25 protein-coding genes are annotated in these 22,077 nt (G+C 68.6%); 19 read left to right on the forward strand and 6 right to left on the reverse strand.

Translation table 11 applies throughout. The features are described from left to right. Nucleotides 1-30: 30 nt before the first annotated feature. Nucleotides 31-717 (reverse strand): TetR/AcrR family transcriptional regulator, encoded by a 687-nt coding sequence (locus O3X23_RS36055; RefSeq protein WP_269276937.1) that lies wholly within the window; start codon nucleotides 715-717, stop codon nucleotides 31-33. 108 nt (nucleotides 718-825) lie between these two features. Here O3X23_RS36055 and O3X23_RS36060 point away from each other — a divergent pair, with 108 nt between their 5' ends. The 9 genes from O3X23_RS36060 to O3X23_RS36100 all read left to right on the forward strand — a co-directional run bounded on the left by O3X23_RS36060 (nucleotide 826) and on the right by O3X23_RS36100 (nucleotide 8,243). Beyond that, the gene (locus tag O3X23_RS36060) at nucleotides 826-1,788 is read left to right on the forward strand and encodes an alpha/beta hydrolase fold domain-containing protein (RefSeq protein WP_269276938.1); all 963 of its coding nucleotides are present in this window, start codon (nucleotides 826-828) and stop codon (nucleotides 1,786-1,788) included. A 23-nt stretch (nucleotides 1,789-1,811) separates the two neighbouring features. After that, complete coding sequence (locus tag O3X23_RS36065; protein ID WP_269276940.1) at nucleotides 1,812-2,378, forward strand: hypothetical protein; 567 nt, start codon at nucleotides 1,812-1,814, stop codon at nucleotides 2,376-2,378. Continuing rightward, complete coding sequence (locus tag O3X23_RS36070; RefSeq protein WP_269276942.1) at nucleotides 2,375-3,139, forward strand: NAD(P)-binding domain-containing protein; 765 nt, start codon at nucleotides 2,375-2,377, stop codon at nucleotides 3,137-3,139. The genes O3X23_RS36065 and O3X23_RS36070 overlap by 4 nt, the downstream gene beginning before the upstream one ends. A gap of 448 nt (nucleotides 3,140-3,587) precedes the next feature. After that, a complete protein-coding gene (locus tag O3X23_RS36075; RefSeq protein WP_269276944.1) occupies nucleotides 3,588-4,610 on the forward strand; it encodes an ArsR/SmtB family transcription factor in 1,023 nt (340 codons plus the stop codon). Between the two features lie 196 nt (nucleotides 4,611-4,806). Continuing rightward, nucleotides 4,807-5,181 carry a peptidase inhibitor family I36 protein gene (locus O3X23_RS36080; RefSeq protein ID WP_269276946.1) on the forward strand — a complete coding sequence of 125 codons (375 nt, stop codon included), beginning with the start codon at nucleotides 4,807-4,809 and terminating at the stop codon, nucleotides 5,179-5,181. 109 nt (nucleotides 5,182-5,290) lie between these two features. Further along, entirely contained in the window at nucleotides 5,291-5,425 is a 135-nt protein-coding gene (locus tag O3X23_RS36085; RefSeq protein WP_269276948.1) for a hypothetical protein, read from the forward strand. Nucleotides 5,426-5,612: 187 nt separating this feature from the next. Continuing rightward, nucleotides 5,613-6,266, forward strand: coding sequence for a DUF6357 family protein (locus O3X23_RS36090; protein WP_269276949.1), 654 nt, complete (start codon nucleotides 5,613-5,615; stop codon nucleotides 6,264-6,266). 98 nt (nucleotides 6,267-6,364) lie between these two features. Beyond that, a complete protein-coding gene (locus O3X23_RS36095) occupies nucleotides 6,365-7,645 on the forward strand; it encodes a DUF6357 family protein (protein WP_269276951.1) in 1,281 nt (426 codons plus the stop codon). Nucleotides 7,646-7,697: 52 nt separating this feature from the next. Next, nucleotides 7,698-8,243 carry an AAA family ATPase gene (locus O3X23_RS36100; protein ID WP_269276952.1) on the forward strand — a complete coding sequence of 182 codons (546 nt, stop codon included), beginning with the start codon at nucleotides 7,698-7,700 and terminating at the stop codon, nucleotides 8,241-8,243. Nucleotides 8,244-8,505: 262 nt separating this feature from the next. Here the strand turns inward: O3X23_RS36100 and O3X23_RS36105 are convergent, their stop codons facing one another. After that, on the reverse strand, nucleotides 8,506-10,245 hold the full coding sequence (locus tag O3X23_RS36105; RefSeq protein WP_269276954.1) for a SpoIIE family protein phosphatase: 1,740 nt from the start codon (nucleotides 10,243-10,245) through the stop codon (nucleotides 8,506-8,508). 725 nt (nucleotides 10,246-10,970) lie between these two features. On the opposite strand from O3X23_RS36105, the gene O3X23_RS36110 reads away from it, so the two are divergent. The 4 genes from O3X23_RS36110 (at nucleotide 10,971) to O3X23_RS36125 (ending at nucleotide 14,880) form a co-directional block, all read left to right on the forward strand. After that, the gene (locus tag O3X23_RS36110) at nucleotides 10,971-11,363 is read left to right on the forward strand and encodes a nuclear transport factor 2 family protein (protein WP_269276956.1); all 393 of its coding nucleotides are present in this window, start codon (nucleotides 10,971-10,973) and stop codon (nucleotides 11,361-11,363) included. Nucleotides 11,364-11,612: 249 nt separating this feature from the next. Next, on the forward strand, nucleotides 11,613-11,903 hold the full coding sequence (locus O3X23_RS36115; RefSeq protein ID WP_269276958.1) for a hypothetical protein: 291 nt from the start codon (nucleotides 11,613-11,615) through the stop codon (nucleotides 11,901-11,903). Between the two features lie 180 nt (nucleotides 11,904-12,083). Continuing rightward, nucleotides 12,084-13,625, forward strand: coding sequence for an alkaline phosphatase D family protein (locus tag O3X23_RS36120; protein ID WP_269276960.1), 1,542 nt, complete (start codon nucleotides 12,084-12,086; stop codon nucleotides 13,623-13,625). Next, nucleotides 13,618-14,880 carry a hypothetical protein gene (locus O3X23_RS36125; RefSeq protein ID WP_269276962.1) on the forward strand — a complete coding sequence of 421 codons (1,263 nt, stop codon included), beginning with the start codon at nucleotides 13,618-13,620 and terminating at the stop codon, nucleotides 14,878-14,880. Before O3X23_RS36120 ends, O3X23_RS36125 begins: the two co-directional genes overlap by 8 nt. 515 nt (nucleotides 14,881-15,395) lie before the next feature. Here O3X23_RS36125 and O3X23_RS36130 read toward each other — a convergent pair. Next, on the reverse strand, nucleotides 15,396-15,845 hold the full coding sequence (locus O3X23_RS36130; protein ID WP_269276964.1) for a DUF6082 family protein: 450 nt from the start codon (nucleotides 15,843-15,845) through the stop codon (nucleotides 15,396-15,398). A 65-nt stretch (nucleotides 15,846-15,910) separates the two neighbouring features. On the opposite strand from O3X23_RS36130, the gene O3X23_RS36135 reads away from it, so the two are divergent. Together O3X23_RS36135 and O3X23_RS36140 are read left to right on the forward strand one after the other, a co-directional pair. After that, nucleotides 15,911-16,519, forward strand: coding sequence for a class I SAM-dependent methyltransferase (locus tag O3X23_RS36135; RefSeq protein WP_269276966.1), 609 nt, complete (start codon nucleotides 15,911-15,913; stop codon nucleotides 16,517-16,519). Between the two features lie 4 nt (nucleotides 16,520-16,523). Further along, entirely contained in the window at nucleotides 16,524-16,808 is a 285-nt protein-coding gene (locus O3X23_RS36140; RefSeq protein WP_269276968.1) for a hypothetical protein, read from the forward strand. An 81-nt stretch (nucleotides 16,809-16,889) separates the two neighbouring features. Here O3X23_RS36140 and O3X23_RS36145 read toward each other — a convergent pair whose 3' ends face one another. After that, complete coding sequence (locus tag O3X23_RS36145) at nucleotides 16,890-17,816, reverse strand: quinone oxidoreductase family protein (RefSeq protein WP_269276970.1); 927 nt, start codon at nucleotides 17,814-17,816, stop codon at nucleotides 16,890-16,892. 83 nt (nucleotides 17,817-17,899) lie between these two features. On the opposite strand from O3X23_RS36145, the gene O3X23_RS36150 reads away from it, so the two are divergent. Beyond that, nucleotides 17,900-18,367, forward strand: a complete 468-nt coding sequence (locus O3X23_RS36150) for a MarR family winged helix-turn-helix transcriptional regulator (RefSeq protein ID WP_269276971.1) — start codon at nucleotides 17,900-17,902, stop codon at nucleotides 18,365-18,367. 58 nt (nucleotides 18,368-18,425) lie between these two features. On the opposite strand, the gene O3X23_RS36155 is transcribed toward O3X23_RS36150, so the two are convergent. Both O3X23_RS36155 and O3X23_RS36160 read right to left on the reverse strand, forming a co-directional pair. Beyond that, a complete protein-coding gene (locus O3X23_RS36155; RefSeq protein WP_331283992.1) occupies nucleotides 18,426-18,782 on the reverse strand; it encodes an MmyB family transcriptional regulator in 357 nt (118 codons plus the stop codon). A gap of 168 nt (nucleotides 18,783-18,950) precedes the next feature. Then, on the reverse strand, nucleotides 18,951-19,247 hold the full coding sequence (locus O3X23_RS36160; RefSeq protein ID WP_269276973.1) for a hypothetical protein: 297 nt from the start codon (nucleotides 19,245-19,247) through the stop codon (nucleotides 18,951-18,953). A 335-nt stretch (nucleotides 19,248-19,582) separates the two neighbouring features. On the opposite strand from O3X23_RS36160, the gene O3X23_RS36165 reads away from it, so the two are divergent. From O3X23_RS36165 to infA, 3 genes are all read left to right on the forward strand, one after another. Continuing rightward, the gene (locus O3X23_RS36165) at nucleotides 19,583-20,044 is read left to right on the forward strand and encodes a DUF6003 family protein (protein ID WP_269276974.1); all 462 of its coding nucleotides are present in this window, start codon (nucleotides 19,583-19,585) and stop codon (nucleotides 20,042-20,044) included. Nucleotides 20,045-20,731: 687 nt separating this feature from the next. After that, complete coding sequence (locus tag O3X23_RS36170; protein ID WP_269276976.1) at nucleotides 20,732-21,529, forward strand: GNAT family N-acetyltransferase; 798 nt, start codon at nucleotides 20,732-20,734, stop codon at nucleotides 21,527-21,529. 198 nt (nucleotides 21,530-21,727) lie between these two features. After that, nucleotides 21,728-21,952 carry a translation initiation factor IF-1 gene (infA, locus tag O3X23_RS36175; RefSeq protein ID WP_269276977.1) on the forward strand — a complete coding sequence of 75 codons (225 nt, stop codon included), beginning with the start codon at nucleotides 21,728-21,730 and terminating at the stop codon, nucleotides 21,950-21,952. Nucleotides 21,953-22,077 lie beyond the last annotated feature (125 nt).

The following is a 22,077-nucleotide window of genomic DNA, read 5'->3' on the forward strand; positions in this document are numbered from 1 at the left end:
CGCAGGTGGCGTTGTCGCCCTGACTCTCCATCACTGCGTTCCGACGATTCGACAGCGCTTTCCAGGGTCCGCCCTGGACGCCGGCTCCTGGACCCGGTCCTTGATCCCGACGAGCACGGTGTCCAGCATCCGGTCGAACTCCGCCAGGGAACCGAAGTCGGCCATGAGGGGGGCGAGGGCGGCCATGGCCGGGTGGGCGGTGGCGTCGAACGCGGGCACGGCGTCGGGCCCGTCGGGTCCGCCGCTGGTGCGTGCCAGCAGGTGTCCGTTGAGGAAGCTGAACAGCACCAGGGGTGCGTCCGCGACGACCTGGCTGGGCAGGCCGGCCGCATGCATGGCGGCGACGAGTCTCTCCAGGGCCGCGACGGCCACCGGTGAGGTCTGAGCCCGCGTCACCAGCAAGGGGAACACCCGGGGGTGTCGGTAGGCCATCTCGCGGTAGCCGTGCGCCGTCCGGCGGGCGATGTCTTCCCAGCCGTCGGATGCATCGCCGTCGGCGACTGCCACCTCGGTGAGGACCGCCTCGGACATGGCATCCAGCAGTGCCGCCTTGCCCTTGATGTGGTGGTGGACCGACATCGGGTCGACCCCGAGTTCCTGCGCGAGGGGCCGCACCCCGAAGCGTTCCAGCCCGTCGCGGTCGACCAGTGCGATGGCGGCAGCGGCGATGCGCGCTCGGCCGAGCCCTGCCGAGGTGCCCCGGGTACGTCTGGCCACGTCCACTCCATTCCTTGCCAAATCTACACCGTAGAAACTAGCGTACCGACGTAAACCTACGCCGTAGATTTCGACGCGCAGGTCTGCGCATCCGACCGAGGAGGAGATATGGGTGAGGTCATTGCCATGGAGCGGCCGCCGGAGCCGAACTGGCCGGTGATGACGGCCGAGGAACTGGTCGTCTACCGCAACGCTGAGAACCGCTTCCGGGCGTCCCGTGCGGCGCGGGCGCTCCTCGGGGATCCGGATCCCGGCGCCGCGATCAGCTGGCAGAAGGTGAAACTGCCCGGCCGCGAGGTCCCGGTCCGGGTGTATCGGCCGGCCTCGGCGCACGACGGCGAGGGCAAGTACCGGGCCGAGCTGCCCCTCGGCCTGCACGTTCACGGCGGCAGCTTCGTGGGCACGGCGACGCAGTGCGACTGGGCCAACAGCCACCTCGCCGCCCGCCTGCCCGCACTCGTCGTCTCGGTCGAGCACCGCCTCCTCGACCAGGACACTCCGCTGTCGGCGGCCGCCGCCGACGCCTGGGACGTGCTGCAGCACGTGGTGCGGAACGCCCCGGAGTGGGGCATCGACCCGGCGCGCACGGCCGTCTTCGGCGAGAGCTGCGGCGCGTTGATCAGCGCCCTCACGGCGATCCAGGCCCGAGAAGCCGACCTGCGGCTTCAAGCGCAGGTTCTCGTCAACCCGGCGGTCGATGTGACCGAGACGATGTTCGACTACGCCTCGATCGCGACATACGGCTACCACCCGACCCGTGCTGTGCCCCAACTACGCCTCTTCCAGCAGCTGTCCGTTCCGGCCGGAACCGACGCCCGTGCGCTCTCACCGCTGTACGCCGACGACCTGAGCGGGCTGGCCCCGGCCCTCGTCGTGGTGCCGACCCAGGATGCGGTCGCCGACCACGGCCGCCGCTACACCGAACGGCTGCAGGCAGCCGGGACGCCGGCACACCTCACCGAGTACACCGGAGCGCGGCACGCGTTCCTCACCCTGCCGGGTGTGGAACCGCAGGCCGAGGCCGCACGGGCGGAGATCTTCGGATTCCTCCGGGCCGTCCTCGCCGCGTGATCGAAAGGGAAGAGTGCACTGCAGTGACGAAAACACGCCAGGAGCGATGGGCGCCTCGCTCGATGCTCACCGGTCTTGGGCTCACCATCGCCGCCACGGTCCTACCGTATGTCGACCGTGCCACCACCCACCTGCTGGCCGATCACATCCGGGCCGGATACCCCGCGTACACCCAGGCGCGGATCAACTCGGCCGTCACCACCTGCCTTGTCCTGTGGTCCGTCATCGGAGCGCTCGGCGTCATCGCCTGGCTCTGGACGGCCTGGGCCGTCGCAGCGGGCAAGCGGTGGGCCCGCCCTGCCGTGACCGTCCTGTTCGTGCTCGGCGCCGGCATCGCACTGACCGTGATGCTCACCCGCGACACCTCCGGCGAGGTCGGGCTGCCGCCGGAGCTGGGGTGGGCCTGGATGGCTCCCTGCCTGACAGCACTCCTGGCGGTCCTGCTCCTGGGGAGGCGACCGCGGGTTGCGGGTCCGGGCCGAGGGCGCCCAAGTGCCTTCGACGCGGACTCCATCGAAGGCGACTCCACGTCACGGACCCGAACCGCCCGGGTTCACCACCACGACAAACCACGGAGGAAGCACCAGTGAAGCGCATTGGCATCATCGGGGTGGGCGAGATCGGCAGGGCCCTCGTGACGGGTCTGTGCGAGGGGGCCGACCCCTCGCCAGAGGTGTTCCTCTCCCCCCGGGGAACCCGCGCGACCGTGGAGCTGTCCGCGCGCTACCCAGGCGCGCAGGCCTGCGTCGACAACCAGGAGGTGGTGGACCGCTCGGAAGTGCTGATCCTCGCAGTACGCCGCGAGGACCGGCACGCAGCACTCGCCGGTTTGCGGGTTGACGACGACAAGACCGTGGTCAACGTGATGGCCGGCGTCACCAACGACGACCTGCGCCAGTTGCTCGGCACTCACGCCCCCCTGGTACGGGCCATCCCCTTGCCCACCGTACGTGACCGGCGCTCCGTCACCGTGACGTGGCCGTCCCACCCCGTCGTGAACTCCCTTTTCGAGCAGCTGGGCGGGGCCCACCCCGTCACGGACGAGGCGGCCTTCAACGTCTTCTCCGCACTGACGGGGACACTGACCACGCACTACGCGTATCTCGACACCCTCGCGTCGTGGGCCGTCCGCCACGGCATCCCCTCCGAGGGCGCGGACAGCTACGTACGCAGTCTCTTCCAGGGCGTCGGCCGCTCCCTGGGAGACGAGTCCCATTCCCTGCACCAGCTTGCGGCCAACCACGAGACCCCGAAAGGAAACAACGAACGCGTCCGCACGACGTGGTTCACGGCGGCCAACTCCGAAGCCCTTTACGAAACTCTCGAGGACCTCCTCGGCGATCTGAACTGATGGTGGGCCCGTGGGGAGGGCGGATCCGGTAGGCCGGAAGAGCTTGCCTGGTCCGCGGCGTTCGGTGCGGTGCGTCGCGAGGTCGGCTGACCTTCCCGCGCCAACGGGAGGAGGAACCCATCCCGTAGCACCGGCGCTGCCGGGTCCTCCTCACGGAGCGGCCTTAAGGGGTTCACATACGGCGGCCCCGTGGCCCGCATCTCCACGGTGCGGGCCGGCGGGGCCGTCGGATTCCTCCGACGCGGCCGCCGGCCGGGTCGTCATGGACGACGAGCCGGCCTGACTGTTCCGAGGAGCACCGGCGCAAAACGTCCGGAAACGGCATTGAAGCATCACCAGGGAGCACCGGACAATCTCTATCACCGGCCGTCACACGAGGGGCGGCGGTCGCGAGTGACATCGGACCAGCCCGCGTCACCGTACGAGCGCGGAGACAGTGGGGCCATTGGTGCTGCGTATTCATTTCACCGCGGACGATCTCGCCCGTACACAGGTGGCCGCGACGATCGGCGCGGCGGCGGAGACCTACTACAGCTTGGAGATGCTGAGCAGACGGTCCGTCGCAGTGCCCTTTTGGCACTGGCGTGCGAAGGTGGCCGGCCGACTGCCACAGGAGGCCCAGCCGCTCACCGTACTCATGCCGGACCACGGGCCCGGGCTCGACCTGCTGGCCCTGGCCGGGGACTCGCCCGACATCGACCAGGCCGTCGACACCCTGCTGCGGGCCCCCCGCGCCCGCGTTCGCCGAGAGCTGCAGGCGGTCGCCTTCGACTCCGGCCACTCCTCCTGGGCGCGGACCGTAGCGGAGGGGGACGGCGAAGCCCGCCGCCACTTGGCCACAGCCCTCGAGGCCTGCCACCGGGTGACCGTCGGACCGTACTGGCCGGCCGCCCGGTCGCGCCTCGAAGCGGTACGCGCGCAGTACGCCCGCACTTTCCTGGAGACCGGCGTCGAGGGCCTGCTCGCCTCGTTGTGTCCGCCGCTGGTGCGCTGGAGCCCGCCCGTGCTGGAGGTGTGCTACCCCCGTCCGGTCGACGTCCATCTGGGTGGCCGGGGACTCGTCCTCGCCCCGACGGTCTTCTCCTGGCGCGAACTCAGCCTGCTGTACGACCCGTACGACGAGGAGTCGGTGCCCCGGCTGACGGTACCGGCGGTGACCGATCCGGCGAACGGCTGCGCCCTGTGGCACGGCGGTAACGGCACGGGCACCGACGAGGCCCTGGGCACCCTGCTCGGCCGTACCCGGGCAGCCGCGCTCCAACTCCTCGTGGACGGCCGCGGGACCACAGAACTCGCCGGGCGGCTCGGCATCACGCCGGCGGCGGCGAGCCAGCACGCCAAGGCACTGCGCGGCGCTGGCCTCATCACCACGAACCGCAGGGGCGGCTCCGTGCTGCACGTGACGACGGCCCTCGGACGGGAGCTGCTCGGCGGGATACGGGAGCACGCGCGAGGCAACGGCCCCCTTTAAGCGGTGGCTTAAGACCCTGGCCCGCGGAGCCCGATCGTCAGCAGGATTCATGACGGCGCCGACGCCCGGAGCCGTAGGGCGCCGCAGCCGCACATCACCGCATCCGTACCCGAGGTGGGAGCACATGACAGCTGCAACGAGTTCACGAAGTACGAAGTCCCGACCGCACCGCGTGGGAAGGCGTGCCGCAATCCTCATGGGAGTCGCGGCGATCGCCTTCGCGACAGCCCAGGCACCCGCATCGGCGAGTGCCTCCCAGTGTGCCGACAACCGCCTGTGTGCGTGGTCCGACGCGAACTACAGCAGCATCTTCACCGCCTACACGGCCTCCGCACCGGCTCTCGGCGGTGACGACAACCGGTTCGACTCCCTGTGGAACCGCAACAGCGTGTCCTGGTACGTCTACGTCGACGCTTACAACCGGGGCGCCAAGTACTGCGTCAGGCCCGGGTATTCGGTGTCCAACCTGGGCGACTGGTTCGGCCTCCACGACCAGATCTCGTCCGTGCAGAAGCTGGGCAGTACGTCCTGCGGGACCGCTACTCCGATCGGTTCCTACAAGGGCTCCTAGACGACGCGGCACACGGGGCGGCGAGCCTCCCGTTCGCCGGACGCGCCGCCCTCGACGGCGTCGTCGACACGGTGATGCTGGCGCCGTCCTGGTTGTAGACCACCGCCTGGTGGACAACAACGGTCACGGTACGTGCGTGGCCACCGCCAACATCGAGAGCAATCCCATCTACGCACTCAAGGTCTGCAGCGACCGGCCGCACGGCGGCGATGTCTGCAATGACTGGAAGTTCACGGGGAGGTAGTACCGGGTCGCTGGCGTTCTTCTGCCCGTGGGTGTCCGGCCGACGATGGGCGGGGTAACCACGGGCAGAGGTTTGTGGAGTGGGTGCCTTGGAGACGGCGGGGGACATTCGCGTGCCGTTTCGGGGTGCTCCTCCCGGCCCGTCGTCCTCTAGGCTACTGGAGTTACCTCGTGAACGAAGGACTACCATGGCCCGCCCTTACGACCCCGGACCCAAGCAGTTCGTCTTCGCCGTCGGTGACGGCAACGGCCAAAAGGTCTCCGTGAGCGACCCTCAGGAAGCCTACGTGGCGTTCTCTGCGTTCTTCCGGGATCGAAACTCCGGTACTTACACCATCGGTGATGAGCCGGCGGGGCAGAGTCTGGTACTCATGCCCGGCCAGGGTGTGATCGCCCGGGTCAAGGGCGCGGACCGACCTCGATCGGAGTACCTCCGGGTCGACCGGGCCAATCGCTACCTTCCGAGCGCGATGCTGTTCTTCGAGAACGGATACGCCGGCCTCGACCACTTCGGCCAGTGGTTCTCCGACCTCGCTGACCTCGACGCGTCACCGGAGACTCGCGGCACCGCGCGCGCCGCCACGTTCACGACGGAAGCAACAACGATCGAAGAAATCGCTCGGATCTGGGCAGACTCGGGCATCGTGGACCCGAGCGACCAGTACTACGTCTTCTTCTGCTCGCATGATGTCGACGACGACCGAGCCGAACGAGCCGAACTGCTCGCGCTGATCGAGTTCCTCGGGATCGAACGAGTCGATGCCCCGGCCGAGGCCGCCGGCGGCGAAGTCTGGGTGCGCACCGACGCACGCCTTGCCGCCGAGTGCGCACGGTGGTCGTGAACAGGTGCGGGGTGGGGTCGTAACATCACCGTGGTACTCGCCCCGTGCCTGAGGGCGACCACGTCCACCCGGTGTCGTTCCGGAGAGGCCCTGAGCTCATGAGAGACATCGTGTTCACCCGCAGCAGCGGCTGGATCCCGAACGTGATCCACGAGAACGGCGAGCTGAAGCTGATGCTCGGCGCCGGGGCCGATGCCAACCACGATCCGCGCACGTTCACCTTCCCTATCAAGGAAGCTCATCTCGCGGTGCTCCGGGAGGACCTGCCCCGACACCTGTTGCTGTGGAGTGCGGTCCTTCCGCTGTGCGACGACGCCGGAACCCGGGGCCGACTCGACCAGAACGCTGCAGCCGCGCTCCTGGACCCGGTTGTCCTCTCCTCGCCCGCGGACGTCGACGCGCTCTTCCGACGCATCCGGTGGGACAGGAGCCGGCTCGTTGCCCACGGGGCCGATATCGATCTGCTGGAGCGCGGACAGGTCTGCGCGGCGATGCGCGCGGCGACAGAGACACCGAACGAAAAACGTGCCCAGGAGCACCACGCCGACCGCCGTCGCGCCGAGCGTGGAGCACCCCTCGGCCCGCTCGATGCTGCGCTTCTGCGGTACACGGGCCAGTACGCGCACGGCGCGACGGTTCCCAGACGGATGCCCGATGCCGTCGATGCCGCGCTGCTGCCGAAGGTGATGAGTGTGATCGCCACCGCGGAGCAGGCGTGTGCAGGAATGCGGATCAGCCTCGATCCGCGACGGGGAAACCGCGCCACGGACAAGCGCGACTGGGATCGGGTGGCGGCGACGGTCGACGCGGCCGTCCGCCGTGCACACCCTGAACTCGTCGATGACGCGGTTCGTACGGTGAGCTTCCTGATGTGCACGGAGACTGCGCACCGCTCCAGGACCACACCCGTGGAAGACGACGCGGAGGCTGCCGACGACCGTGCCGGCCTCGGTGGGGGTGCGAGTAGGACGGCCCTGTCGTTCACCGACGACAAGGGCGCCGAGGAGAAGTGGCTGCAAGACGGCCGTCGTAGCGCCTCCGCGATGTTCTGGGAGTTCGTCGGCGATCGCTCTGCTGCGGACAACGAAGTGTTCACCATCGAGGACGAGCAGATGGGTGAGGGGATCCAGCTCCACTTCTACGCGGACTCCGTCGCCCGCATCACAACCGTGCGCGAGGGGAAGGGCAGGTCGGATCCGGAGTATCGGGTCGAGTACAGCCTGGTCGACGGGCTCAGCGACTACCGGAACCTGGTGAACTCCTTCATCCGCGGCGGCTGCACCGCACTCGAACCGCACGGTCCCTGGATGTCGGATGTCGCCGAATTCGAACGCGCACGCCGAGGGCGGCGCAACGCCCGCTCGAGCCTGTCTCCCTGATCGGGGCACATTTGGTTCGCGCGGTTCAACTGCTTGGTGGCAGGCTGCGGTTATGGATCAAGCTGAGGTATTGCTCATCGGAGGGCGCGCCGGCGTCGGCAAGACGACGGTGGGATGGGAGGTCTCAGCACATCTGCGTGCTGAGATGGTTGCTCACTGTGTGATCGAAGGTGACTTCATGGGGCAGGCCCATCCCGCTCCGGAGGGGGACCCGCGCCGCAGGAAGATCGCCGAGCGCAACCTGACGGCGCTCTGGTCGAACTATGCCGAGCTCGGGTATCGCCGTTTGATCTACACGCACACGGTGAGCGTTCTGGCTGAGAATGAGGGCATGTTCCGGCGCGCCATGGGTGCGAATGTCAGGATCATCCGGGTGGTGCTCACCGCGTCCGATGCCACCGCTCATGAGCGGCTGACTGGTCGGGAACTGGGGTCGGAGCTGGAGCATGAGTTGGAGGGCAGTGCCCGCAAAGCGCGGATTCTGGATGAGCAGATGCCGCTGGACACGGTGCGAGTGGCGACCGACGGACGTGCCGTGGTCGACATTGCGCGCGACGTGGCGAGCGCCACCGGCTGGCTGCCGAGCGTCTCCGGGTAGGTTCAAAAGCTTCCGGTGTAATGGCCCGCGCCGCCGTTCCGTTCATGGGGGAGGAAGTTGGGACGAGGCGGCAGGAATCATGGTCGAAGTCACCTGGCATCCTGCTACCGGCGCAGCCTACGGAACGTCGTCGACGGCCAACCGGTCGCACGCGCCGCCCGCGGCATGTGCCCCGACGACCCGACGTGGTGCTCGGCATCATCCGCTCCACGGGCCGCGCGCGCCGACGGAAACTCAGCCCGCGACCGCCAGGGCAGTTCGCTCACTGCTCCGGCGAAAGAGGGGGTGTGCGGAGCGCGATCATGGCGACGTCGTCGTCGTTGGTGTCGGGGCGGACCTGGTGGAGCACCGAGTCGCAGAAGGAGTCCAGCGGTCGGTGGGCGAGGGAGGCCGCGTGGCGGCGTAGCTGGTCCAGCCCGTGGTCGATGGAGTGTTTCGGGGATTCGACGAGTCCGTCGGTGTAGAGCAGCAGCGTGGCCCGGGGCGGCAGGACAGTGACGGCGTCCGAGCGCGGTCGGTGCACCCCGGTGCCGAGCAGGAGGCCGTGCGGTTCGTCGAGATAGCGGGCCTGGCCGTCGTGGGTGATGAGCAGCGGCGGCGGGTGGCCCGCGTTCGTCCAGCGCAAACGCCACCGCATGTCGTCGTCGCGGGTGAGTTTGGCCAGGATCATGGTCGCCAAGGGAACCTCGGCTGTGCGCAACACAGCCTCGTCGAGCTGGGTGGTGACGGCGCTGGGAGCGGCCTCGGGATGGGACCAGGCGAAGGCACGCAACATGTTGCGAACCTGCGCCATACCGGCCGCGGCGTCAAGGTCGTGCCCGACGACGTCGCCGATGACCAACGCGTGAGCGCCGTCGGCCAGGGCGAAGGCGTCGTACCAGTCCCCGCCCACCGAGGAGGCGTCGGGCGCGGGAAGGTAGCGTGCGGTCATCTCCAGCCCGGGCAGGACGGGAAGCTGGGGTAGCAGATGACGTTGCATGGTTTCGGCGACTTTGCGCTGGCGCTGGTACAGCCGCGCGTTGTCCAGCGCGAGGCCTGCCCGGCGGGTGAGGTCCTCCAGCAGCGGCAGGTCACCGGAAGTGAACGCATCACGTCGCTGTGCGCGCCCCAAAGTCAGGGCGCCCAGAACGTCACGGAGGCCTCTGATGGGTGCGATGACAGCAGAGTGCATGCCCGTCTCGGTGAACAAGCGCCGCTGCTCGACCGCGATGCCCGAATCGGGAGGACCCTGATAGGTGGTGTGGTCGGCCAGGGTGGAGGCGGCGCCGCGCAAAGCCCGCGACAAAGGCATGGGCGACTCTTCGGGTACGGGGGGCATCGGGCCTTGCAAGTCATCGCGCTCGACCATGATGCCGTCCCGGTACTCCACCACCAGGACACGTCGCACTTCGTCACGCTCCGTGAGAAGGTCGAACACGGCCCAGTCCGCCAGCCGGGGTACCGTCAGGGCCGCCAATCGTCGCAATGCCTCGTCCACGTCCAGGGTGGACGTGAGCTGCGTCGTCGTCTCCGCCAACAGAGCCAGCCGGTCCAGCTCCGTCAGCCGTGTGGAGTGCCCCTCGTCGCTCGGGTGCGAGTCCTCCTGCTCCACCTCGTACAACAGCGTCAGTGAGCCAGTCACACCCGGGCCTGGGGTATAGGGCGTGACCAGCCAGGACAACTGGACCAATGTGCCGTCCCCGCGGAGGAACCACTCGCCCTCGCCATGCCGGGTATCCCTGGCAAGGAGCGCTTTCCTGAGCCGGCACCGGGTGCGTGGCACGGCATGTCCTTGATTGTCGCGGTGCAGCGCATCGTGGAAATCCTGGCCGATGAGCTCCGTGACAGCCTGGCCCAGCAAGCGCGCTGCGGCAGTATTGGCCGTGAGGACAAGGCCGTCTTCGGTCACCACGACGGCGGCTGCCGCCATGTTCCCCACGACCTCATCCGTCTGTGTCCCGGAGCACGCATGATGCCCGGAGGTAGGGCACCAAACCGTGCCAGGAACGGTGACGTGTTCCATGGGCCTCCTCGTCCGCAGGACACAATTATCTTCGCCTACCCCAGCCGGGCCATGACAAGCAAAAGGGCTCCGACGCCCCTGAGGGCGCCCTGTAGCCGGGCGAGGAGCAGGTGATGCCCCGGCGCGGGCTGAGGCGACATGCGCGGCGGTGCAGAGCAGCGACTGTTGATCAGGGAGCTGAACCGAGTGCCGGGCCCGTCTCGCCGCAGGCGCTCGCCATAGTGCCCGCTCGGTCTGGCGGCAGGGCTGGCCCCACGGGCTGCGCTCGCGGCCGCGACCCGTTGCCGAGTGTCGTGTGTCGGTGCGACAACTTCGGTGACGTGCTCACCTGGTCGTCGGGTCCGAAGCGAATGGTCTTGATTTCACACCCCGAGGACATCGCGGAACTACTCGGCGACAATCCCCTCGACCTGCTGGGCGTTCCCACGCTCGTCGGGGCCGGCGCCATCCGTAGCAAGGGCGCCGTATGGCGCCGGCGCATTCTTGTCCAGCCGACCGTCGGTCCCGGTGAGGTGCGCGGACTGGCACCGTTTTGGTCGAAAGCGCCGCGGCCACGGTGCACAGCTGGCACGACGGGCAGCAAATCGACGGGCAGCAGGAAATGGGCCTGCCCACCCGGCGGATCGTGGCCGCCCCCGTCGGTGCTGTGCCCCCTGGATCCGGCGCGGCGTGTACCGTCGCCATCGGCTGCCGATTCACAGGCTGGCAAGGCAAGGAGGATCGGGATGGGGATGGACCAGGTGGCTCTTGAAGCCGCTCTCCACGATGCCGAGCAGAGGCTGCAGGCCGCTGTTCGATCAGGTGATGCGCAGGCATTGGACCTGCTCCTGGATAGCCGAGTCGTCTACACAGGGCCTGACGGCAGCACCATGACGAAGGAGGAGGACCTAGGAGCGCACAAGTCCCGGACCCTGGCCGTCGAGGTCTTCGACCAACAGGACCTGCACGTGACCGTGGTGGACTCTACCAGGATCACCCGCGTACTGGCCGGGCTTGAGGGCACCGCTGGAGGACATCCTTTCAAGGCGCGCCTTCGCTACACCCGCACCTGGATACACGCTGACGGCACCTGGCGCGTCCTTGCCGCCCACGCCAGCGCCGTCCCAGATCTCGGGTAAGGACTTACGGATCAGCCGGCACGCGGGCGAAACGCCCTTGGATATTCTGGCGCGGCCGGCCGGAGCCAGTGCTTGCGCGCAGGCACGCGTGTCCCGTGCCACGCCGTAGGCGGGACGCCATCCCCGGCTGGCGTCGCGTCTTTGGTGCGTGATCGCGGCGGCGGGGCGTACATAGCCGCCGAGTCACTGCACGGCGTCCGTTATGTTCCGCACTGCGCAGTGGGTCTCTCGGCCACTGTCCTTTGCGCAGTGCCCGATTTGTTCTGCACTGCGCAACGCGCGGCCGCTGGGCTTCCTGCGCAACCTGCCCATGCGCACGCCGTGGGTCCCTATCGGCTGCTCGCAGCGGGCCCCGCGGAGATCGCCGCCGATCTGGGGCAGACCGGCGTGCCGACGGGACTGATCGGCTACGAATACCGACCGGTGGCTGAGACGGCAGTTCTGGACGGGTTCGGCGAGTGCGGGGTGGTCGTCTTCGGGTCCTGCGGCAAGCGAGTCAACCTCATGGCGGTTCAGGGCTTGTTGTCGGACGGGTGGTGAACGGGCGCCGAGGAGGTAAACGGTGCGACTAGGGAGGTAACGGCTGCTCAGCGCCGGCGTTGCCGCTCCGGCAACCGTGACAGCCGTACAAATCCCCACCAACTCGCAGCGGTTGCATGTCACTTGACAGCCCCCAGCGCGGGGCGGGGAGTTCATCTGTGTCCGGGAGCATGTGCGGTCATGAGCCACCTCAGTCGTCGCATCTTTGTCCTCGGTTCGCTCACCACCGCGGGTGTCGCAGCGCTCGAGCTCGGGGCGATTGCCCAGCCGTCGGCCGCCGCCTCCACCCCCTTTCCCTTCACGCTCGGTGTCGCCTCCGGTGAGCCGGACGGCAACAGTGTGGTGCTCTGGACCCGTCTAGCCCCCGCACCGACCAACGCGGACGGTCAGGGCGGCATGCCCAACGCTGATGTCGCCGTCGACTGGCAGGTGTCGACCAACCAGAACTTCACCACCCTGGTGAGCTCCGGGACATTGACCGCGCGTTATGCGCAGGCCCATGCGGTGCATGTGCTGGCCGGTGGGCTGGCCCCGGATGCGGAGTACTACTACCGGTTTCGGGCGCAGGGGTTCATCTCCCCGGTGGGCCGCACGCGCACCGCGCCGGCTGCGGGCACGGTCGGGCGCGACTTCACGATGGCCTTTGCCTCGTGCGCGCACTACGAGCATGGCTACTACACCGCCTACCGGCGTATGGCCGACGACCGCCCCGACCTGATCTTGCACCTGGGTGACTACATCTACGAGGGCGCCGCTACCGCCGGCGGCGTGCGCCAGCACCTGGGTAGCGAAATCGTGTCGCTGGCGGACTACCGCCGCCGTTACGCGCTCTACCGCAGCGATCCGGATCTGCAGGCCGCGCATGCGATCGCGCCGTGGCTGGTGGTGCCGGACGACCACGAGGTGGAGAACAACTACGCCAACATGGTCCGCGCCGACAGCAGCCCCGCGCTGACGGCGGCGCAGTGGACCGCACGGCGTTCTGCCGCGTACCAGGCCTACTTCGAGAACATGCCGCTGCGGGCCGCCGCGACCCCGTCCGGCAACAGCATCCCGCTCTACCGCCGGGTCCGTTGGGGCACCCTGGCCACCTTCCATATGCTCGACACCCGCCAGTTCCGCGACGACCAGGCATGCGGCGACGGGCTGAAGGTCTGCGCCGACGCCGACCTGCCCAGCCGTTCGATCACCGGCGGGAACCAGGAGACCTGGCTACTCGACGGACTGGGCCAGCATCTGAGCACCTGGGACCTGATCGGGCAGCAGGTCTTCTTCGCCCGCAACGTCAACTCCGCCGGTGCGATGAACATGGATGCCTGGGACGGGTACCGGGCCAGCCGGGCGCGGATCCAACAGGGCATCATCGACCGCGGCGTCCGCAACCCGGTCGTCCTGACCGGTGACGTCCACGCGTCGTGGGGAAACGACCTCAAGGCCGACTACGCCAATGCGTCGTCGGCAACGATCGGCTCCGAACTCGTGTGCACCTCCATCAGCAGCACCGGCAACGGAAGCGCCACCACGACGATCCCCAACGGATCACTCAACCCGCATCTGCGGTTCTACTCCGACCGGCGCGGCTACGTCCGTACACACATCACACCTTCGCAGCTCACCGCCGACTTCCGGTCGATAGCGACGGTGACCGAACACGGTGCGCCGGCGACCACCGCCCGGAGCTTTGTCATCCACGACGGAATCCCGGGGTTGGCCGATGCGTAAACTCTCCGTACTCGGCGCGGTCGTCGCCGGTCTGCTCGCAGCCCTGGCCATGGTCGCCCCGGCCTCGGCGGCGGGTCCCTCGTCCTGGGTGACTGCGAACAGCGAAGCGGCCGGCGACCAGGACACTGCCTCGATCGCGGCCAATCGCCTCGGCGATGTCGCGGTGGCGTGGGAGGACGACCGCGACTCCACCAACCCGGCCGACACCGCCCACAGCGACGTGTGGGTGCGGATGTTCCGCAACGGCGTGTCGGCTTACGAGAAGAAGCTGTCGGCCAGCGGGAGCGCGGGCGTGGCCTGGCGGCATCTGCAACCCGACGTGGGACTCGACGACCGGGGCAACGCCGTCGTCGTGTGGGCGGAAGACCCGGACGGTAACGGGACCTACAACATCACCTACCGCGTCGTGTCCCCGGCCGGCGCGCTCCTGGGCTCCGGCCAGGCCAACGCCAGCGCCAGCGGGCAGCAGATCCATCCGCGCGTCGCAGTCGATCCGGACGGCTCGCCCAGCAGCACCACGGCGGTCGCGTTCAGCGTGGTGTGGGAGGACATCCAGGGCACCGCGGCGGCGACGGTGAAGGCAGCAGGGTTTACCGGGACCACGACCAAGGCCTACGAAGTGACGGTCAACGCGGTCGGCGGCGCGCACCACAACCCCGACGTCGCGACGTCCGCATCGGGCGAGGCCGTTGTGGTCTGGGACGAGGACACCGACAACAACGGCTTCTACCAGATCGGTCTGGTGAAGCTGGCCAAGGCGAACGGGGCCGTCACACTCAGCCGCCGCAGTGCCAACAGCTACAGTGACGGTCAGCAGCAACGCCCCTCCGTGGCGGGCGATTTCAACGGCGACTTCGCCGTGGCGTGGGAGTCCGATCACACCGGGACGCGTGGCGTGTGGGCGCGGTCGTTCACCGCGACCGGCACTGCCGGCTCGGCCGAGGTCGAGATTGCCGGCGCAGCCGGTGCCGGAAACCCGACCATCGGTATCGATGACCAGCGCGACGCTGTGGTCGGCTGGAGTGTCGCGGGCACCGATCCAGCGGTCTGGGCGCGGGGTCTGAACCCCGACGGCACCTTCGCCGGCCGGTTGCCGGCTCAGTCCGTCAGCCAGGTCGCGACCGGCCGCCAGGAGCAGCTTGCGCTGGCGTCCTCCCCGTTCGGCACCCTGGCCATGGCATACACCGATGATAATGACGGCAACCTCTTCGACCAAGTCCTGCTGAGTGTGGGGGCGACGAACGCGGACTGGTGACACCCCTTTCGCGGCGCAGGCGTCCACCGGACCTTCCCGCCGTGGCGGGAAGGTCCGGCAGCCGGTTCCGGAACCGCTTAACAATGCGGTGCTCCGACACGGCTGTCGGAGCACCTGCGCGGGGCGGCCCCATATCGGCCGTGCTCGGCACAGTCTTCAGCAGTGAGCTCCGCCCCTCTGATTGCCCAGCACTCGGTTCGGCGCCTGGGTGAACGTGCATCAGACGGCCTGGAATCCCGGCTCGAGCCGGGAGGGCGCCCCCTCGTAGTCCCGGAGGGCGGCCAGTCATCACCCGTACGCCACTACGGTCAGGTCGTCGCCACTCAGTCCGCGAGCAGCGGCACGATCTGGTTGCTCACCAGTCCTCGGGCGCGCTTCCACCGACCCCATCGCCTCCGATGCGCAGGCGGGACGTCGTCGCCGACAGTGAGCTCTTTCCGATCTGCTGAGGCTGCTGCGCCATTGCGCCGACGTTGGAGCGCGATTCGTCGGTAGCAGCCGTGTCAGATCGATGATCATGGCGAGGGCACGTCGGGGGTGAAGTAGGCGTCGGCTGCGACAGCTGGTCCTGCCGCGACGGCGGCCCGAAACTGTTCTGCGGCGATGTCGGCGAACCGGCGGGCGCGCCGGTTGTTTCCCGCGTGGGCGTGCCGGACCCAGCCGTCCCCGGCCTGTTCCCAGTGTGCGCGGGCCCGCTCGCCCCGGAAGTGCCCGTCGAGCATGCCCCGGAGCCGGTCCTCGGTCATGCGGCCCAGCCGGAAGGAGTTGTCCCATCGGGCGACGATCAGGTTGGTGAATGCGATCTGCCGCCATTCCGCCGCCGTCATCGGCCTTGTCGGCGGCTCCCAGCATGCCTGGAGGACCGGGTCGGACAAGGAGCGGAAGACGAGCTCCCGGTGAGCGGTGCGGCTTGCTTCCTCCTGGGCGGTACGCGTCTGCCGCGCCTGAGCGATCTCTTCGCGCAAGGAGTTCGCTTCGCGGCCTTCACCGCTCCCAAGCCCCCCTCTCAGCACATCGAGGGGGTGCGCCCATGACCGTCCCCACAGCGCCCCAAGGCAACGGAGAGCCCGTATCTGAGCCGGGTGGTAAGGCGGCCGCCGAGCTGACGAGTGAAGCCGCTCTGCTCACCGAGCTGGCTCCCGCCAGATCGTGCGTACTGGATGTCGGCTGCGGGAGAGGCCACCTGGCCGCGCGCCTGCACATTCAAGGCTGTTTCGTCACCGGCGTGGACACCTCCGTCGATGCCCTGCGCACGGCGCGTAAGTACCGCACGCCGTCCCCCATGTCGCTGCGCTTTCTCAACCTGAGTGCAGACACACAGCTCATGGGGTTGTCCGGTGATCCGTTCGACCTGATCGTGTGCCGGCTGGTGTATCCATTGCTGCGCTACCCCACTGCGTTCTTGCGCCGCGCTCAAGTGCTCCTGGCCCCCGGCGGGGCCCTGGCCGTGATCGACCACTTGCTGACCGCAGAAGCCGACCAGCAAGGTCACCGGGGCCCTGGCCTGACGCCCACCGCGGTGGATGCCCTGACGACCAGCGCCGGGTGGGCCAGCGTCCACCGTCACCCGCTGGACGACGGGCTGACCGCGTTCGTCCTGCGGACACCCGCGCATCCCCGGCCACCAGTTCCGCGGTGAGAATTTGACGACTGCCCCGATACACGATCCGACACCGTGGCTGCTGGCTCTGGCCGGCGCGGCGGCGGCTGCCATGCGCTATCGCAGGGCTGCCGCCCGCCACCTGCGCAAAATCGGTTGTCTGCAGAGCGAGGTGAGCGAGGCACACACCGATGCTGTCGCGCAGGACGAGGAATGGCGGCGATTGCTCGGTGTGCGCAATGAAGAGCTGCGGCAGGTGCTGACCGTCCGCCTTCCACCGCACGTGGAGCAGCTGCGGCACAGAACATCCGGCGGCGCTGCGGACTGAGATGTTCCACCCCCATGGCGGCCTGCCGCGCGCAGGAGCGGCAGGCCGCCGGAACACGTGAGTGAGGTGTGCTGACGGCTCTCAGGGCACGAAGACCAAGCGTTCGCTCGTCTTCTCGGACCATGCCTGAGCGATCTGAGCCAGCGGTACGGAACGGGCCTGGACGTCAATGGCGCCCTCGGTCACCGCGTTCGCCAGCTCGGGCAGTTCGGCGATGAAGTCGCGGGGAGAGACGGAGCCGATGCCGCTGCCCACGATCTCCAGCCGGGCCGCACGCAGCGCCGCGGAAGGGATCGGGGCGGACCCGCCCGCCATGGAGCCGATTTGGAGCCAGGTCAGCGGCGCGGTGCGGTCGGCGCGGGCGGTGAGCATCGGGAGCATGGCGTCGGCGGCGGGAGCGCCCCACACGAAGTCGAGGACGACGTCGACGTCGGCCGCGGCTGCGATTTCGTCGAAAGTGAGCGCCCGGTCTGCGCCGAGGTCCTCCAGCGCCTTGAATCGGGTGGTGTCGCGGCCGGCGGCGAAGACCTGGGCGGCGCCGAATCGCTTGGCGATTTGGACGGCGATGCGTCCGGCGTTGCCGGTGGCGCCGAGGATGAGCACGCGCTGCCCCTCGCGGAAGGTAATACGGCGGCGCAGGGCGACCCAGGAGGACATACCGGGGTTCATCGCGGCGGCGATCCGCACGGGGTCCACGTTGTCGGGCAGGATGATGCTTCTGCGTACGTCGATCACCGTCCGCTCGGCGAAGGTGCCGAGAGGCGTGTCGTCCAGGGCGGCGTAGCGCAGGCGGCCCGACGCGTCGCGAACGACGCCGTCGACGCCGGGCACCAGCGGGAAGACGCTGCTGGAGGAGTAATGGGTGCCGTTGGCCTTGGCCCGGGTCAGGTGGTGCAGTCCCGCGGCGAGGACGTCCACGACCATCCCGTGCTCGTCCAGGGCCACAGGTTCAGGGTGCTCGCCGTAGGCGGGCGGCGCGTCATGGGCCGTAATGACCGCAGCATGCATGAGGACTCCCACAGGTTGGTGTGTATTACCAATCACCTTCAGGGTTATTGGTAATGCAAACAATGTCAAGTAGAGTGGCCCCCATGGCTCCCGACGACTCCGCGGACACCCTGATCGACGGCCTGGTACGCAGCGCATTCCAGGTCATGGGCGTCCTCACCCGCATCGGTGCTGAGCACGACCTGTCCCTCACGCAGCTGCGCGTGCTCGGTATCCTGCGCGACCGACGCCCCCGCATGAGTGACCTGGCGGCCTTCCTGGGCCTGGACAAGTCGACGCTGTCCGGCCTCATCGCCCGAGCCGAACAGCGCGGGCTGCTGACACGCGGTACCAGCCCCGAGGACAAGCGCGCCGTCATCGTCCTGATCACCGACGCCGGACGCGACCTCACCCAGCGCCTGGACGAAGAGATCCGGTACGCCCTCGCACCGGCCACCGACCGGCTCGATCCACAGCAGCGCGAACAACTCGCCCAGCTGCTCGAACCCCTTCTCTCCCCGCCCCTGTCGGCAACGCCGCGTCCCCATCGCCCGGTGCGCGGCACGCCCTGACTCCGGAACCGCCCCCGACACGCCAGGGCGAGTTGAGGCCCGCCCGGAGGCAGCGCAGTCATGTCAAGGCCCCGGGCAGGGAAAGAGTTTCGTCTTGGACGGTCAGTTCGCCGACCAGGGGGAGGAGCAGGCGTCTGGAGCCGTGGGTGCGCCGGTGAACGCGGTGTCGCCCCCAGCACTGGTCGAGGGCGGGGCTGTGTCGACACAGACCTTCGATGAGCGCGGTCGTGGCCTGGTCGACAGGGTCGCGACCTACGTCAGTCGCAGGCTCTCGACCGCGGGCCGCGCCTGGTCCTCCCAGTCGACAGACCGGGAGCGGACGGCGTTGTCGAGGAACATCCAGCGTGCGGATTTTCGATGCCGGGGAGGCGGACGGGGCGACCGCTGGGAGTGCGTGGTCGGACTTGCGCCGCAGTCACTGCGATGAGGTCTTTTCGGTGCGCGTGGCCTGTGACGAGTTGAGTTCGTGGCTGAGGCACGGGCAGTGGGCACAGTCTGCGGAGGTCCGCACTCGGTAGACCAGGTGATCGATTCCAGGGGGTCAGCGGTGGGTGCGTCGAGCGTGCATGCCACTCGCCCACGGTCAGGCGCTGTGCGGTACCTCGGATAGCAGCCGTGCTGCTAGTGGTAGTGCTGCGTGCTGAGAGCAGGCTTCGAACGCCTGGATCGCCAACCCTGCGAAGCGTCGGGAAGCCTTGACCTGGGTGTCGGTCGATCTGGTGTGGATCCCCTTGTTGGCCATGAGGATGAGAATGAGGTCATCCAGGACGAAGTCGGACCGCAGGTGCCCTGCGTCCTTGGCCCGCTGGGCCAGTCCGGCGACCGCTTTCAGCGTGTACTCACGGCCCGCGACATCCGGCGCCCCGGGGAAGGCCGACACGAAGGCCTCGCTGAAATCCCGATCGCGCGCGTGCAGCTCACAGATCCGGGAGCATCGGGCCGGGGAGGCGATCCAAGAGGTCCGCCCAGTGCACGCCCGATCCGTAAGCGCTGTCGTCGATCCGGTCGAAGGCATGCTCCCCGAGGGGTGGAACACCTGCTTCGACGACACAACGCTCTTCGTCGCGCTCCGCCGTCGGCCACGGCGAGAACTCACCCGCCTCACTCGGCTTGACGTCCTGCCGGCACGTTCGGCCGCGCCACCGTCCCTGTCATCGATAGCGAGTCATCCGAACGAGTGGATGATGGGTTTGAGTCGTCCGGGCGGGCGATAAGATGCTGTTCAGGGCTGTTTTGGAGATAGGTGGCATTGTGACTGGTTCGGCATTCTTGGTGATTGTTCCCGCCGCCGAGCATGCGGCACCGGGAGTTGACGCCGGTCGGCTGCCCGATCTCGCTGCGTGGGACACCGCAGCCGTGCACGGTTGGCTGCAGGCTCATGAGGGAGCGTCAAGCGCGACGGTACGCGTTGTGGCCTCCTCCGACGCTGATCTCATCCCCGCCGGTGCCGAGCGGCTGGAAGTCCCGGTCACGGACGATGAAGCCGCCGAGATCGTTCGCGTCTCGTCCGTCCCGCCAGTGGCCGAGGCACGTGCCGAACTCCTGTCCTTTCGCCAGATGCTCCAAGCGCGTCCGGCGATGGTCGCTCGGGCTCGTGCTGCCGGACTTTCCACCTCGCGCATCGAGCAACTGATCGGCGCCCCTGCGGCGGACGAGCGCGACGCTTCCCAGCCCTGAGGCGCCCCATGGTCGTCGCACGCTTCTCCATCGTGTCCCCGGCCGGGGTGGCCATCGAAAAATCGTCGTCCGGGTCGGCTGATCGGATCAGTGCTGGTTCCCGACAGGGGGCCGTCGAGCGGCGATGTCCCGGCTCCAGGCGCAGACGTGGTCGCGGTCGCGGAAGTCGTGTCCCTTGCCGTGTTTCGAGAGTTGGCAGGCGAAGAATCCACTGGTCCCGGGGGCGAACCACCCCGAAGGTGACATGGTCATGGGCGCCCACTTCGGCAGCGATCCGGACCACCGCCGAATCGGCCGGGATGGATGGACGTCCAATCGGTCACGTGTTAGGCCCGGTAGGTGCGGCACCGGGTGGGCGTGATGAGTCCGTTGGCGGGAGACCCGGCAGTCTGGAACTCGACGTCGGCGGCTGGGGAGCGGTACGGCGCGTGGCCGTCACGGGCACGGCGCGGGCGGGGGTCACACGGTCGTCCCCCGGAACGGCCGCAGCCCACCCGGCGGAAAAAGGGTGGGCCCTGACACCTGCCGGCTGCTAACGTGCGGGCTGCCGTGAAGTTGTCCTTAGGAGGTGACACCCGTGAACGCAGTATCCGATGGGTGCTCCCCCTGGTTCTTCATGGCCGGGCGACTGACGTAGGTGTCGCCGGGAGCGCCTGAGCACGAGGCACTTCTGAGAGGCAGACACCTATGCATACTGGGCACTTCGCTGCGGGCGCGGACGAACATCCCGTAGTGATCACGCGGGTCGCGGAGCAGCACTGGCACGCCCTTGCCGACGACCAGGTCGTCGGCCGTGGGGGCGTGGGACGCCGTCCCGACGGGCGGACCTTCCTGAGCATCGACGCATGGCACGGATCGGTCTTCGACCGGCTCGCCGGGGCGATGCTGGTGGATCTGCCGAGGCCCCTGTACACAGTGATCGACGAGGCCGACCGCGAGCTGATGTGCAGTTGGGAGCGGTGCGGGTTCACAACCTCGCGTCGCGAGTGGGAGTACGTCGTCCCCACCGACCCGAGCGTCACCCGGCTTGGCGCGGTCCAGCCGCCGCCGGGCGTGACGATCGTGCCCGCCGGCGCGGCGGAGGTTGGGCCGCTGCGCGCCTTGGACCGCGCCCTGCGCGCGGAGGTCGAGGCCACAGTCGGCTGGCACACGATGCCGGCGGAGGTGGTGACCTTCCCGCACGGGATCACCGTGGCCGACCCGTCGAAGTACGCGGTGGCCGCACGAGGCGACCGATATGTGGGCCTGATCCGGCTTGCGACGGCGACTCGACGGCCACGCGTCGGGCTGATCGCCATCCGGACCGACGAGCAGCGTTGCGGCATTGCCCGGGCCCTGCTGGCCCACACACTGGGCGCGCTGCACCGCTTGGGGACCGCTGCGGCTGCGGCCGAGGTCAACGAGGCCAACGAGGCGGCGACCGCCCTGTTCGAGGGCATCGGCGCCCAGCGCGAGCGCAGCAACCTGGAGTTGGCGTACCGCTGACCGCACCGCCGGGCACCGCACCCCCGGCACCGCTCGACGGGACGCGCGTTCCCGCCGAGCCCGACGTGCCCCGGCAGCCACCCGAACACCGCGCGCCTCCGGCCCTGCGTCCGCCGCGAATGCCGACGCACCGTGAGGTCCCGGCGGCGTACGCGTCCCCACCGAACTGACCGTCACCAACCACAGGAGGGGCAGAACATGACCACATCATCAGGCGGCATCGACGTCGAAGGCACCGTCGTCGCCTGTCTACGGAGCGCCACTTTCACCGTGGAGCTCGAGAATGGGCACACAGTTCTCGCACACATCAGCGGGAAGATGCGCAAGCACTACATCAAGATCTTGCCGTTCGACAGGGTGCTCGTCGAGCTCAGCCCGTACGACCTCAACCGCGGCCGGATCCTGTTCCGCTACCGCACGTGATGGAGGTGTGAGCAAGGCTTTGGGGGCCGGCACGGCCCTGGGCGCTGCGACACGCCGGAGACTCTTGCAGCTCTTGCAGCCACATCCCTCGTGCTCCGCGCATACCCCCGAAGCCGGTGGCCGAC

Source organism: Streptomyces sp. H39-S7, assembly GCF_027158205.1.
In the GTDB taxonomy this organism is placed as follows: domain Bacteria; phylum Actinomycetota; class Actinomycetes; order Streptomycetales; family Streptomycetaceae; genus Actinacidiphila.